The organism is Mesorhizobium sp. NPDC059054, from assembly GCF_042739215.1.
In the GTDB taxonomy this organism is placed as follows: Bacteria; Pseudomonadota; Alphaproteobacteria; order Rhizobiales; family Rhizobiaceae; genus Mesorhizobium.
The window spans coordinates 293,717-307,386 of sequence record NZ_JBHYHV010000005.1; the positions used below are offsets into that span (position 1 = coordinate 293,717).

The 13,670-nt window shown below is 63.8% G+C and carries 10 protein-coding genes and 1 riboswitch; of the genes, 7 read left to right on the forward strand and 3 right to left on the reverse strand.

Annotated features, from left to right (window positions below; all coding sequences use genetic code 11):
- The first annotated feature begins 54 nt into the window (after positions 1–54).
- From ACFWXH_RS22400 to ACFWXH_RS22415, 4 genes are read left to right on the forward strand one after another with little or no spacing between them, the layout of a single operon-like run.
- Entirely contained in the window at positions 55–975 is a 921-nt protein-coding gene (locus ACFWXH_RS22400) for a metal ABC transporter substrate-binding protein (protein ID WP_379123539.1), read from the forward strand.
- On the forward strand, positions 972–1,871 hold the full coding sequence (locus ACFWXH_RS22405) for a manganese/iron ABC transporter ATP-binding protein (protein WP_379123540.1): 900 nt from the start codon (positions 972–974) through the stop codon (positions 1,869–1,871). The genes ACFWXH_RS22400 and ACFWXH_RS22405 overlap by 4 nt, the downstream gene beginning before the upstream one ends.
- The gene (gene sitC / locus ACFWXH_RS22410) at positions 1,868–2,728 is read left to right on the forward strand and encodes an iron/manganese ABC transporter permease subunit SitC (protein ID WP_379123541.1); all 861 of its coding nucleotides are present in this window, start codon (positions 1,868–1,870) and stop codon (positions 2,726–2,728) included. The genes ACFWXH_RS22405 and sitC overlap by 4 nt, the downstream gene beginning before the upstream one ends.
- A 1-nt stretch (position 2,729) precedes the next feature.
- Positions 2,730–3,572: a metal ABC transporter permease gene (locus ACFWXH_RS22415; protein WP_379123542.1), complete on the forward strand. Its 843-nt coding sequence runs from the start codon at positions 2,730–2,732 to the stop codon at positions 3,570–3,572.
- 21 nt (positions 3,573–3,593) lie between these two features.
- On the opposite strand, the gene ACFWXH_RS22420 is transcribed toward ACFWXH_RS22415, so the two are convergent.
- Entirely contained in the window at positions 3,594–4,019 is a 426-nt protein-coding gene (locus ACFWXH_RS22420) for a Fur family transcriptional regulator (RefSeq protein ID WP_379123543.1), read from the reverse strand.
- Positions 4,020–4,239: 220 nt separating this feature from the next.
- Between ACFWXH_RS22420 and metH the strand changes: the two genes are divergently transcribed.
- The 3 genes from metH to ACFWXH_RS22435 all read left to right on the forward strand — a co-directional run bounded on the left by metH (position 4,240) and on the right by ACFWXH_RS22435 (position 10,771).
- Positions 4,240–8,025, forward strand: coding sequence for a methionine synthase (gene metH / locus ACFWXH_RS22425; protein ID WP_379123823.1), 3,786 nt, complete (start codon positions 4,240–4,242; stop codon positions 8,023–8,025).
- Between the two features lie 67 nt (positions 8,026–8,092).
- Positions 8,093–8,295, forward strand: a riboswitch (cobalamin riboswitch).
- A 115-nt stretch (positions 8,296–8,410) separates the two neighbouring features.
- Positions 8,411–9,658: an aromatic ring-hydroxylating dioxygenase subunit alpha gene (locus ACFWXH_RS22430; protein WP_379123544.1), complete on the forward strand. Its 1,248-nt coding sequence runs from the start codon at positions 8,411–8,413 to the stop codon at positions 9,656–9,658.
- Between the two features lie 21 nt (positions 9,659–9,679).
- The gene (locus tag ACFWXH_RS22435; protein WP_379123545.1) at positions 9,680–10,771 is read left to right on the forward strand and encodes a 2Fe-2S iron-sulfur cluster-binding protein; all 1,092 of its coding nucleotides are present in this window, start codon (positions 9,680–9,682) and stop codon (positions 10,769–10,771) included.
- A gap of 17 nt (positions 10,772–10,788) precedes the next feature.
- Here the strand turns inward: ACFWXH_RS22435 and fhuB are convergent, their stop codons facing one another.
- Together fhuB and ACFWXH_RS22445 are read right to left on the reverse strand one after the other, a co-directional pair.
- Positions 10,789–12,765, reverse strand: coding sequence for a Fe(3+)-hydroxamate ABC transporter permease FhuB (fhuB, locus tag ACFWXH_RS22440; protein WP_379123546.1), 1,977 nt, complete (start codon positions 12,763–12,765; stop codon positions 10,789–10,791).
- Positions 12,758–13,633 carry an ABC transporter substrate-binding protein gene (locus ACFWXH_RS22445; protein WP_379123547.1) on the reverse strand — a complete coding sequence of 292 codons (876 nt, stop codon included), beginning with the start codon at positions 13,631–13,633 and terminating at the stop codon, positions 12,758–12,760. The genes fhuB and ACFWXH_RS22445 overlap by 8 nt, the downstream gene beginning before the upstream one ends.
- Between the last annotated feature and the right edge of the window lie 37 nt (positions 13,634–13,670).

Below are 13,670 nucleotides of genomic sequence, written 5' to 3' on the forward strand. Positions count from 1 at the left end.
CATTTGCATCAAAGGTCAGATGCAAATGAGAATTGTTCGCAAAAAGGAACCGTCATGCCCGATGGAATGAGACGATCGATCCTGGCCGCAGCGATAGGAGCGGCGATCACTGCCGTGCTGGCGATCGCACCGGCATCCGCGCAGGAGAAGTTCAAGGTCGTGACCACCTTCACGGTGATCGCCGACATGGCAAAGAATGTCGCGGGTGACGCCGCGATCGTGGAATCGATCACCAAGCCGGGCGCCGAGATCCACAATTATGCGCCCACGCCGGGCGACATCCAGCGCGCGCAGGGCGCGAAACTCATCCTGTGGAACGGCCTCAATCTCGAACTGTGGTTCGAGAAGTTCTTCCAGAACCTGCATGACGTGCCGGGCGCAGTCGTTTCCGAAGCAGTCGAGCCTATGGGCATCGCCGAAGGACCCTATACCGGCAAGCCCAATCCACATGCCTGGATGTCGCCAAAGAATGCACTGATCTATGTCGACAACATCCGCGACGCCTTCACCAAATACGATCCGGCCAACGCCGACACCTACCGGGCCAATGCGGAAGCCTACAAGCAGAAGATCGAGGCGACGATCGCGCCGATCCGGCAGAAGCTCGAGGAAATCCCGCAAGACAAGCGCTGGCTGGTGTCCAGCGAAGGCGCCTTCAGCTATCTGGCGCGCGATTTCGGCATGCAGGAACTCTATCTGTGGCCGATCAATGCCGACCAGCAGGGCACGCCCCAGCAGGTCCGCAAGGTGATCGATGCCGTCAGGGCCAATGGCATCGTCGCGGTCTTCAGCGAAAGCACCGTTTCGGACAAGCCCGCGCGGCAGGTCGCCCGCGAGACGGGTGCCCATTACGGCGGCGTCCTTTATGTCGATTCACTGAGCGAGGCCGATGGGCCGGTGCCCACCTATATCGATCTGCTTCGCGTCACTTCCGATACGATAAGGCAGGGTCTGGCCGAAGGCATCTCGCAATGACGGCTCGCTTCAAGAGCTTCGCCCCATTGGCTTCAGAGACCGGCATCTCGGTCAGGGATGCGACCGTCACCTATCGCAACGGCCTGACGGCGATGCATGATGCCAGCTTCGAGATCCCGACCGGCACGATCACGGCGCTGGTCGGCGTCAACGGCTCGGGCAAGTCGACGCTGTTCAAGGCGATCATGGGTTTCGTGCATCTCGCCAAAGGCAGCATCCAGGTCCTCGGCATGCCTGTCGCCGAGGCGCTGCGCAAGAATCTGGTCGCCTATGTACCGCAGGCCGAAGAAGTCGACTGGAACTTTCCCGTTCTGGTCGAGGACGTCGTCATGATGGGCCGCTACGGCCATATGAACCTGATGCGGATACCCAAGGCCGCCGACCGCGAGGCGGTCTCGGCCGCCCTCGCCCGCGTCGGCATGACGGAATACCGGAAGCGCCAGATCGGCGAGTTGTCGGGCGGGCAGAAGAAGCGGGTGTTCCTTGCCCGCGCGCTCGCGCAGGATGGCCGCGTCATCCTGCTCGACGAGCCGTTCACCGGGGTGGACGTCAAGACCGAGGATGCCATCATCGGCCTGTTGCGCGCGCTGCGCGACGAGGGCCGCGTCATGCTGGTGTCCACGCATAATCTCGGCAGCGTGCCGGAATTCTGCGACCGCACCGTGCTGCTGAAGAACACCGTGCTCGCCTTCGGCCCGACCGCGGAGACCTTCACCCAGGCCAATCTGGAAAAGGCCTTCGGCGGCGTGCTGCGCCATTTCGTGCTCGGCGGCGCGGGACTGCATCAGGACGACGACCGGCGCCGCCTCGCCGTCATCACCGACGATGAGCGGCCGCTGGTCTTTTACGGCGAAAGCGGATCGATGCAGCAGAAGCTCCGGGAGGACAAGGAATGAGCGGGCTGCTCCTGGAGCCCTTCGGCTATCAGTACATGCTGAACGCCATGTGGGTGTCGGCGCTTGTCGGCGGCGTGTGCGCCTTCCTGTCATGCTATCTCATGCTGAAGGGCTGGTCGCTGATCGGCGACGCGCTTTCGCATTCGATCGTGCCGGGCGTTGCCGGCGCCTATATGCTGGGGCTTCCGTTCTCCATAGGCGCCTTCTTCTCCGGCGGCCTTGCCGCGGCGGCGATGCTGTTCCTCAACCAGCGCACCAAGCTGAAGGAGGACGCCATCATCGGCCTGATCTTCTCCTCCTTCTTCGGCCTCGGCCTGTTCATGGTGTCGCTGTCGCCGACCTCCGTGAACATCCAGACCATCGTGCTTGGCAATATCCTTGCCATCACGCCCGAAGACACGCTTCAGCTCGCCATCATCGGCTTCGTCTCGCTCGCCATCCTGCTGGTGAAGTGGAAGGACCTGATGGTCGTCTTCTTCGACGAGAGCCATGCGCGCTCGATCGGCCTCAACCCGGCGGCGCTCAAGATCATGTTCTTTACGCTGCTCTCGGCATCGACGGTCGCGGCACTTCAAACCGTCGGCGCCTTCCTGGTGATCTGCATGGTGGTGACGCCGGGCGCCACCGCCTATCTTTTGACCGACCGCTTCCCGCGCCTGCTTCTCATCGCCGTCGTCATCGGGTCGGTCACCAGCTTCGTCGGCGCCTATGCCAGCTACTTCCTTGACGGGGCCACCGGCGGCATCATCGTGGTGCTGCAGACGCTGATCTTCCTTGTCGCATTCTTCTTCGCGCCCAAGCACGGCATGCTGGCCGCACGACGCCGTGCCGCAAAGGCGCTGGAAAGGACAGCCTGATATGTTCGATGCCTTGCATGCGCCCTTCCAGTTCGACTTCATGATCAACGCGATGGTGATCGCGGCGCTGATTGCGATCCCAACCGCGCTGCTCTCCTGCTTCCTCGTGCTCAAGGGATGGTCGCTGATGGGCGACGCCATCAGCCACGCCGTCTTTCCCGGCGTGGTGTTCGCCTACATCGTCGGCCTGCCCTACGCGGTCGGCGCCTTCGCCGCCGGCATGATCTGCGCGCTCGCCACCGGCTTCCTCAAGGACAACAGCCGCATCAAGCAGGACACGGTGATGGGCATCGTGTTTTCGGGCATGTTCGGGCTCGGCCTGGTGCTCTACGTCAAGATCCAGTCCGAGGTTCACCTGGACCATATCCTGTTTGGCGACATATTGGGGATCGGCCTGCGCGATATCGCCGAAACGGCCGTCATAGCGGCAATCACCACGGGCATCATCGCGATCAAATGGCGGGATTTCCTGCTGCATGCCTTCGACCCTGCCCAGGCCAAGGCCGTCGGCTTGCGCGTCAACCTGCTGCATTACGGCCTGCTGTGCCTGATCTCGCTGACAATCGTCGGCGCGTTGAAGGCGGTCGGCATCATCCTTGCCATCGCCATGCTGATCGCGCCCGGCGCCATCGCCTTCCTGCTGACGACGCGTTTCAGCGTCATGCTCTGGCTGTCGGTCGTGATCGCCGTCGGCGCGTCGCTGCTGGGTGTCTACCTGTCATTCTTCATCGACAGCGCACCGGCGCCGACCATCGTTCTGCTGCTGACCGCGCTCTTCATTGCCGCCTTCCTCGTCACAACGTTGAAGGCAGCGCGAGCGGCAGCCAGCCATCCAACCGGCTGAAGGAGCCACGACTGCGTCGGGTTATGTTCGGCTTCGGCCCCGCCTCAGGGGCCGCACATAGATCTCGAGCTTGTGGCTGACGATGGCGAAACCGTGCTTGCGGGCGATCTCTTCCTGCAATCGCTCGATTTCCTCCGACTGGAACTCGATCACGCTGCCCGTTTCCACATTGATGAGATGATCGTGATGTTCGCGCGGCGTGGTCTCGTAGCGCGCGCGGCCGTCGCCGAAAGTATGGCGCTCAAGCACGCCCTTCTCGCGCAGCAGATTGACCGTGCGATAGACAGTCGCCAGCGAAATCGTCGGTTCGATCGCGGTGACGCGGCGGTGGAGTTCGACGACATCCGGGTGATCGCTTGAATCGAACAGAACCTGCATGATGATGCGGCGGGGGCCTGTAAGCCTCAGCCCGAATTCCTTGCAAAGGTCTGCAATGCTTTGTTCCAACCTGCGACTCTCCCGCTTGCTCCGGCCTTGAAGGTCTTCGCAGTCCTATCTCAGATGCGTCGCATTCGCAAAAGGCCTCCTGCCGCGCAAGAGGACACCTTCGCTCTGACCTCGGATTCGCTGCCGCTGGCATGACCAATGCGAAATCCGCATGTTGACATAAAGATGTCTTTATGTGATTAGTTTCAGTGACGTCGTTCCTGGAATGAAGAGTGTCGCAATAATGTCTTCGGTCGATGAACTCTTCGGCCCGCTGTCGTCGCGTCCCGACGGCTCGGAAATCCTCACCGCCCTCAAGGCTGCTGCGCGGGAGCGCATCCTTGTGCTCGACGGCGCGATGGGCACCCAGATCCAGGGGCTCGGTTTCGGCGAGGATCATTTCCGCGGCGACCGTTTCGGCGGCTGCGCCTGCCATCAGCAGGGCAACAACGACCTTTTGATCCTGTCCCAGCCGAAAGCGATCGAAGATATCCACTACGCCTATGCCAAGGCCGGCGCCGACATCATCGAGACCAACACCTTCTCCTCCACCTCGATCGCGCAGGCCGACTATGGTATGGAGGACATGGTCTATGACCTCAACCGCGACGGTGCACGGCTGGTGCGGCGCGCGATCCGCAGGGCGGAACAGGAAGACGGCAGGCGCCGTTTCGTCGCCGGTGCGCTCGGGCCGACCAACCGCACCGCATCGATTTCGCCGGACGTCAACAACCCTGGCTATCGCGCTGTCAGCTTCGACGATCTGCGCCTTGCCTATGGCGAGCAATTGCGCGGCCTGATCGACGGCGGCGCCGACATCATCCTGATCGAGACCATCTTCGACACCCTCAACGCCAAGGCGGCGATCTTCGCCTGCGAGGAGATCTACGCGGAGAAAGGCGTCCGGCTGCCGATCATGATTTCCGGCACGATCACGGACCTTTCCGGACGCACGCTTTCAGGCCAGACGCCGACTGCTTTCTGGCATTCCATCCGGCATGCCCAGCCCTTCACCATCGGCCTGAACTGCGCGCTGGGTGCGGCCGCGATGCGCCCGCATCTGGCCGAACTGTCGTCGGCCGCCGACACCTTCACCTGCGCCTACCCGAATGCCGGCCTGCCGAACGCCTTTGGCCAGTATGACGAAAGCCCGGACTTCATGGCGGCCCAGGTCGAGGAATTCGCGCGCGAAGGGCTGGTCAATGTGGTCGGCGGCTGCTGCGGCTCGACGCCGGAGCATATCGCGGCCATTGCCGAGGCGGTTGCCAGGCACGAGCCGCGGAGCCTGCCGAAGCGTTCGCCCCTGATGCGCCTGTCCGGTCTGGAGCCGTTCACGCTCACCAAGGATATTCCTTTCGTCAATGTCGGCGAACGCACCAATGTCACCGGCTCGGCCAAGTTCAGGAAGCTGATCACCGCTGGCGACTACGCGGCGGCGCTCGACGTCGCCCGCGATCAGGTCGCCAACGGCGCGCAGATCATCGACATCAACATGGACGAAGGCCTGATCGATTCGCAAAAGGCGATGGTCGAGTACCTCAACCTGATCGCCGCGGAACCCGATATCGCGCGCGTGCCGGTGATGATCGATTCCTCGAAATGGGACGTCATCGAAGCCGGCCTGAAATGCGTACAGGGCAAACCGATCGTCAATTCGATCTCGATGAAGGAAGGCGAAGCGGCCTTCCTGCATCACGCAAGGCTATGCCGCATGTATGGCGCAGCCGTGGTGGTGATGGCCTTCGACGAAATCGGCCAGGCGGACACCAAAACCCGCAAGGTCGAGATCTGCTCGAGAGCCTACAAGCTGCTCACCGAGCAGGCCGGCTTCGCGCCGGAAGACATCATCTTCGATCCGAACGTCTTTGCGATCGCCACCGGCATCGAGGAGCATGACAATTACGGCGTCGACTTCATCGAGGCGACGGGAGAGATCGTCAAGACGCTGCCGCATGTCCACATCTCCGGCGGCGTGTCGAACCTTTCCTTCTCGTTCCGCGGCAACGAGCCGGTGCGGGAAGCCATGCATGCCGTGTTCCTCTACCACGCCATCCAGCGCGGCATGGACATGGGCATCGTCAATGCCGGGCAATTGGCAGTCTATGAATCGATCGATCTGGAACTGCGCGAGGCCTGCGAGGACGTTGTGCTCAACCGCCAGCCCAAGACAGGCGGCACCGCGACCGAACGCATGCTCGAGATCGCCGAACGCTTCAAAGGCCACGGCGGCATGGAAGCCAGGGAGAAGGATCTCGCCTGGCGCGAATGGCCTGTCGAAAAACGGCTGGAGCATGCGCTCGTCAACGGCATCACCGAATTCATCGTCGAGGACACCGAAACCGCCCGCCAGGCGGCGGAGCGCCCTCTGCATGTGATCGAGGGGCCGCTGATGGCCGGCATGAATGTCGTCGGCGACCTGTTCGGCGCCGGCAAGATGTTCCTGCCGCAGGTGGTGAAGTCGGCGCGGGTGATGAAGCAGGCAGTGGCTGTGCTGCTGCCCTACATGGAGGCGGAAAAGGCGGCCAATGGCGGCGGCGAACGCCGGAGCGCCGGCAAGATCCTGATGGCCACCGTCAAGGGCGACGTCCACGACATCGGCAAGAACATCGTCGGCGTCGTGCTCGCCTGCAACAATTACGAGATCATCGATCTCGGCGTGATGGTGCCGGCGACCAAGATCCTGGAAACGGCGCGCAGTGAAAAGGTCGATGTGATCGGACTTTCCGGTCTCATCACCCCTTCGCTCGACGAGATGGTGCATGTGGCCTCGGAGATGGAGCGCGAGGGTTTCGACATCCCCCTGCTGATCGGCGGAGCCACGACCAGCCGTGTCCATACCGCGGTCAAGGTCCATCCGCGTTACCATCAGGGGCAGGCTGTCTACGTGACCGATGCCAGCCGCGCGGTCGGTGTCGTCTCCAGCCTGCTGTCGCCTGATATGAAGGCGGGTTATGTCGACACGATCCAGGCCGAATACCGCAAGGTGACCGAAGCGCATGAGCGCTCGGAGCGCGAAAAGCAGCGGCTGCCGCTGGCGAAGGCGCGCGCCAATGCGCACCGGATCGACTGGGCCAACTACCAGCCACCCAAGCCGTCGTTCCTGGGAACCAGGGTATTCGAAAGCTGGGACCTGGCCGAACTCGCCCGCTATATCGACTGGACGCCCTTTTTCCAGACCTGGGAGCTGAAGGGGCGCTATCCCAAGATCCTCGAAGACGAAAAGCAGGGCGCCGCGGCGCGGCAGCTGTTCGACGACGCGCAGGCAATGCTGAAGAAGATCATCGACGAAAAGTGGTTCGCGCCGAAAGCCGTTATCGGCTTCTGGCCCGCCAACACGATAGGCGACGACATCCGGCTGTTTGCGGACGAGGCCAGGAACAAGGAGCTGGCCACCTTCTTCACGTTGCGCCAGCAGCTGACAAAGCGCGACGGCAAGCCGAATGTCGCGCTTTCCGATTTCGTCGCGCCCCAGGACAGCGGCAAGCCTGACTACATCGGCGGTTTCGTCGTGACGGCCGGCATCGAGGAAATCGCCATCGCCGAGCGCTTCGAACGCGCCAATGACGACTACAATTCAATCCTTGTGAAAGCCTTGTCGGATCGTTTCGCGGAAGCCTTCGCCGAGCGCATGCACGAAAAGGTACGCAAGGAGTATTGGGGCTATGCTGCCGATGAGAACCTCGCGCCCGACGATCTGATCGGCGAGCCCTATCGCGGCATCCGCCCTGCCCCCGGCTATCCGGCCCAGCCCGATCACACCGAGAAGGTGACCTTGTTCAACCTTCTGGAGGCGGAGGAGCGGATTGGCGTGCGCCTGACCGAGAGCATGGCGATGTGGCCCGGCTCGTCGGTTTCCGGGCTCTACCTCGCGCAGCCCGAAAGCTATTATTTCGGCGTCGCAAAGGTCGAGCGCGATCAGGTCGGGGACTACGCAACACGCAAGGGCATGGCCGTGCGGGATGTCGAACGCTGGCTCGGACCGATCCTCAACTATGTTCCCACTCCGCTCGCCGAGGCTGCCGAGTAATTTCGGCCTGTCGCCTTTGCACAGCGCCGATGTCGCTTTCGTCATCGCAACGGCGCAGCGCTCATGATCAGATTGTGATGTTCAAGGTGCCGCTGCGGCGAAGGTCGCAGCGGATAATTGGGAAGCCGGTTTGATGCCGGCGCTGCCCCCGCAACGGTAGCGAAGTTCTGTTCCGACGACAGACCACTGGGCGAAGCCTGGGAAGGTGTCGGGACGGTCCGCAAGGACAGCTTCGAAGCCCGGAAACCAGCCCTGGACTTTTTGGAACTCGACTGATCGCGGTGGGCGGTCAAGAGGCAGAAAGCCGTGCGCCGGTCGAAGACCGTCCAACACGGCCATCTACCCTCCATCACCACCAGTTCAGTCCTTGCTACGAGGACAGGACATGGATACGCGCAATGAAATGCTGAGGCTCATCCGTGCGAGGCGCGATGGCTTCTCGCTGGAACAGCCCTTCTACACCGATCCGGATTTCTTCAAGCTCGACATGGAGCTGATCTGGTACCGCGACTGGCTCTTCGTCGGACACGACTGCGAAATCGTGAAGCCGGGCAGTTTCTTCACCGTCCAGATCGGCTCCTATCCGATCGTCCTGGTGCGCGACCGCGAAGGCAGGATCCGCGCCTTCCACAATTCCTGCCGCCATCGCGGCAGCCGCGTCTGCACCGTCGACAAGGGCGTCTCGGCCCGCTTGGTCTGCCCCTACCACCAATGGACTTACGATCTCGACGGCAAGCTTTTGTTTGCCCGGCAGATGGCCGAAGGTTTCGACCGCAACGACTATGGGCTGAAGCCGGTCGCCTGCGAAAGCGCCGGGGGCTACATCTTCGTGTGCCTGGCCGACCAGCCGGCCGACTTCGCGCCCTTCCGCCGGATGATGGAGCCCTATTTCCTGCCGCACCGCCTGACCGAGGCGAAGGTCGCCTTTGAAAGCACCATCGTCGAAAAGGGCAACTGGAAGCTGGTCTGGGAAAACAACCGCGAATGCTACCATTGCGCCGGCAATCACCCGGAACTGTGCAAGACCTTCCCGGAAGCCCCGATCGCCACCGGCGTGAACGGGGCCGAGAGCGATCCGGAAATGCTCGCCCATTGGGCCAGATGCGAGGCGGCCGGCCTGCCCTCGCGTTTCGCCATCGACACGGCCGGGCAATACCGCGCCACACGCGCGCCCTTGCTGCGCGACAGCGTCAGCTACACCATGAGCGGCAAGCCCGCCGTCGCCCGCAAACTGTCGGACAGCGTCAACGCAGACCGCATCGGTTCCCTGCTGCTCTATCACTACCCGACCACCTGGAACCATGTCCTGGGCGACCACGCGATCACCTTCCGCGTGTTGCCGATCAGCGCGGACGAGACAGCCGTGACCACCAAGTGGCTCGTCCACAAGGATGCCGTCGAAGGCGTCGACTACGATCTCGCCGAACTCACCCATGTCTGGACGGAGACCAACGACCAGGACCGCCGCATCGTCGAGGAGAATGCCTTCGGCATCAAATCGCCGGCCTATGAACCCGGGCCTTACTCGGAAGAGCATGAGGGTGGGGTCACGCAGTTCGTCGAGTGGTACACGAACTTCATCGAGCCACGCCTTGCCGAGGGCGAGCCGCACGCCCTTCGCAGCGTCGCCTGACGGGAGGCGCCGGTGAACGCGATGCCGGAATTTTCCCTCTACCGCCATCTCGACGAAATGGCGCCGTGGAACGACCGCCTGCAGGTGCTGGAGGTCATCGGGGTTAGCGACGAGGCGCCCCAGGTGAAGACTTTCACCTTCCGCTCGGACGCGCAGACCTGGTTCCGCTACAAGCCCGGGCAGTTCATCACGCTGGAACTGCCCGTCGGCGACGAACCACTGATGCGGACCTACACCTTGTCGTCCTCACCGTCGCGCCCGTTCTCCGTCGCGGTGACGGTGAAGGCGCAGCCCGGCAGCGTCGGCACCCACTGGATGTTCGACAACCTTGCGGTGGGAACGCGCATCCGCGCCTTCGGCCCTTCCGGCGACTTCACGCACCACAACCATCCAGCAGCCAGATATCTCTTCGTCTCGGCCGGCTCCGGCATCACGCCGATGATGTCGATGCTGCGCTGGCTGAACGACTGCGCGCCATGGACGGATGTGGCCTTCGTCAACTGCGCCAGACGGCCGGAGGAGATCATCTTCCGCAAGGAGCTCGAGCTGCTTGGCAGCCATATGCCCGGCCTCTCGCTCGGCTTCCTGATCGAGGAACGCTCGTCGCGTGAAAGCTGGTTCGGCCATATGGGCCGTCTCGATGCCGTTCGGCTACCGCTTCTGTCGCCCGACTTTCACGAACGCGAAGTGTTCTGCTGCGGGCCTGATCCGTTCATGCGCGCCGTGCACAACATGCTGGAAGCGACCGGCTTCGACATGGCGCACTACCACCAGGAGAGTTTCGGTGCTCCGCCGGTGGAGACGCCGCCTCCGGCAAAAGCCGAGGCCGGAGCCGCGCAGCCTGCCGAAGCGACATTGCCGCTGCGCTTCGCCAGTTCCGATATCGACAGCCACTGTGTCGCCGGCCAGACGGTGCTGCAGGCGGCACGCGCCAGCGGCGTTCGCATCCCGGCGGCCTGCGAGTTCGGCCTCTGCGGCACCTGTCGCGTCAGGAAGGTCTCCGGCGAGGTCGAGATGAACCACAATGGCGGCATCCTCGATGAGGAGATCGGCGAGGGATACATCCTCGCCTGCTGTTCGAAGCCGCTCACGGCCCTGGAGATCGAGGCATGAGACTAGTGTGGACACCCTCAGCCATGACGGTGAACGCCCCTGCCAAGCAGGAAGGTCAGATAGACCCCACCCAGCAGCGAGGCGAACAATCCGACGGGAAGCTGATAGGGAAAGACGATCATCCGTGACAGCCAGTCGGAGATCACCATCAAAAGTGTGCCGAGGATGATGGCGCCGGTCAGTTGCGCCCGGGCACGATCGAGCCCGATCATGCGGGCGAGATGCGGTGCGATGAGGCCGACAAAGCTGAGCGGGCCGACGAACTGCGAAGCGAGAGCGCTGGCGAACGCAGCGACAAGGATCAGCGTGTTGCGCACCGGGCGGACAGGAAGCCCCAGGGCAAGCGCCGTGCTCGGACCAAAGGACAGGATCTCCAGCCAGCGGGCGGCGAGCAGCAGCGGCACGGTGATCACGACAAGGCCGATCACGGCGATCGACGCCTCCAGGCCGGTCGCCTGGATCGTGGAGCCGGTGAGCCAGCCCAGCAGCCTGTAGGATTGCGCATTTCCCAGGGAGATGACCGCGGCAAGGATCGCGCTGCACAGCGCGTTCATGGCAATGCCGGCGAACAGAAGACGTTCGGGACCGAGATTGCCGCGTGCGCCGATCGCCAGGATCACGATGAGCGCAAGCAGGGCCCCGAGGCTCGAGCCGGTCAATTGCCAGCCCAGCCCGGCAGTTCCCGCCAAAAGCAGAACGGCCGCCAGACCAGCGCCGGCACCGGCGCCGATGCCCAGCACTTCCGGGCTCGCCAAGGGATTGGACGTCACGCGCTGGATGACCACGCCGGCAGCCGCAAGCATGCCGCCACAGGCCGCGGCAACGACAACGCGCGGCAAACGCCATGCCACCAGATCGGCCAGCAGGTCACCGGAGGCAAACGACCATCCGTCCAATCCCTGGCCGAGCGACAGGGCAACGACCGACGCAAGGATGCCCAACAGGCCGAGCAGGGCGGTCCGCCGCCACGGGTGCGCAGCGCGGCGCGGTGCGCTCCTGCTCTCCTGAAGCGAGGGCCATTCGAACAGGCGCAGACGCGGCAGCAGCCACAGCAGGAGCGGACCGCCCAGCAATGCGGTCGCGGCCCCCGTGGGCACCCGCTCGCCGCCTGCCCCGGCGGCAAGCTGCACCAGCCCGTCCGTCAACCACAGCAGCACCGCACCGATCAAGGGAGCAGCAATCAGCTTCTGCTTCAACGAGCGGGCTCCGGACAGCGTCGCCAGCACGGGGGCGGCGAGGCCGACAAAGCCGATGATGCCCACCTCGGCCACGACCGTGGTCGCCAGCCACACGGCGAGTGCGATCAACAAGAAACGACTGGTATTCAACGAGAGACCGAGACCGCGCGCCGAAACGTCATCCAGGCCGAGGATGGCGAGAGGCCGCAAAAGCACGATGGCAGCACAAAAACCGATCGCAAGCCGCCAGCCGATCGCGATGGCAGGGTCCCAGCCCTGCTGGACGAGGGAACCGCCACCCCAGATGAACAGCGAAAACAGATAGTCGCCATTGGCCAGGATCAGAGCGGCACCGGCGGCATTGGCGGTCAGCGCCACCATCATGCCGGCGAGCACGACAGAGACAGGCTCCAGGCCGCGACGCCAGGTCAGGGCAAGAATCAGTGCGACGGCGGCCGTACCGCCTGAGAAGGCTACCCCGGCGGAGTGATGCTCAACCAGAGCCGGCGCATGGAGCGTTGCCGAAGCCAGCGCCAGCTGTGCGCCGGCGGAAATGCCCAGGGTCGAGGGTTCGGCCAGCGGATTGCGCAATATGCGCTGCAAAAGCAGGCCCGAAAGTCCGAGCGCGGCACCGGCAAGCAGGGCAACCGCCGCCCGCGGCAACAGGCCGTAGAACAGGATGACACGATCGAGATTCACCGCTTGGCCGGGGTGTATTGCCGACCATTGCTGTCCCACTCTCTGGCCAAAAAGCAGGGCGGCCAGCAGCGCCATGGCGCCCCAGAAAAGCGTGGGCAAGGGAAGGCGCCTAGTCATGCGCGGCTTTCGCGGCGACCGCTTCGGCGAGCAGGCGCGCGAAACGGCGCGCTGACGGCAACCCGCCGAAGTGGTTGACCGGCTCGAGCACCGCGACACGCCCCTCGCGCACGGCGGGCAAGGCGTTCCACAGCGCATTGTCGGGCAGGCCGCGACTGACCTCCGCCGGCAATGGTCCAATGACGGTGATCGAAGCTTCGGGCACGCGGGCGAGCGCTTCGATGCCGACCGGCGCCGCCGCGCTGTAGCTGGTGTCGTCGCGCCACGCGTTGGCGATACCCAGCCGGGTCAGCACGTCGCCCGGCATGGAGTCGGCACCGAAAGCGCGAAAATGGCGGGCATCGCCAAGGCTGATCAGGAAGGCGGGCCGTGATGCGAAGGAACGCAGGGCCGTGCGCAGCTGCTGCAACTCGGCAGTCGTGTCGGCGACATAATGTTCGGCCTCGCCGCTCAGCCCCACGCGCTCGCCCAAGGCCAGCATCGACGACAATGCCAGCGGGTAAGGCGATTTGCCGGCTTCATAGATCGGTAATGTGAGGACCGGGCCAATCCGCTCCAGCGAGGGACGCTGATATTCGTAGAAGCCGGAAATCAGGATCAGATCGGGGGCGACGCTGCGAAGAAGCTCATAGTTCGGCGAGCCCCTGAGGCCAAGATCGACGACGCTGGCGGGAACAGCCGGCTCCACCGCGATGCGCGCGAATTGCCTGAGTTCCGTCGCGGCAAGCGGCACCGCGCCGATCGCCAGGGCTGTTTCGAGCACGCCCCAGTCGATGATGGCGAGGCGCTGCGGGCCGGCGGACACGAGCGCAGGCAGGAAGGCCGAGGCGGCGATGCCGAGGAACGCGCGCCGGCCGAGGCGGTGCAAGGTCCGATCCGCCGAGCCTTGCGCCGGCCGGCCATGG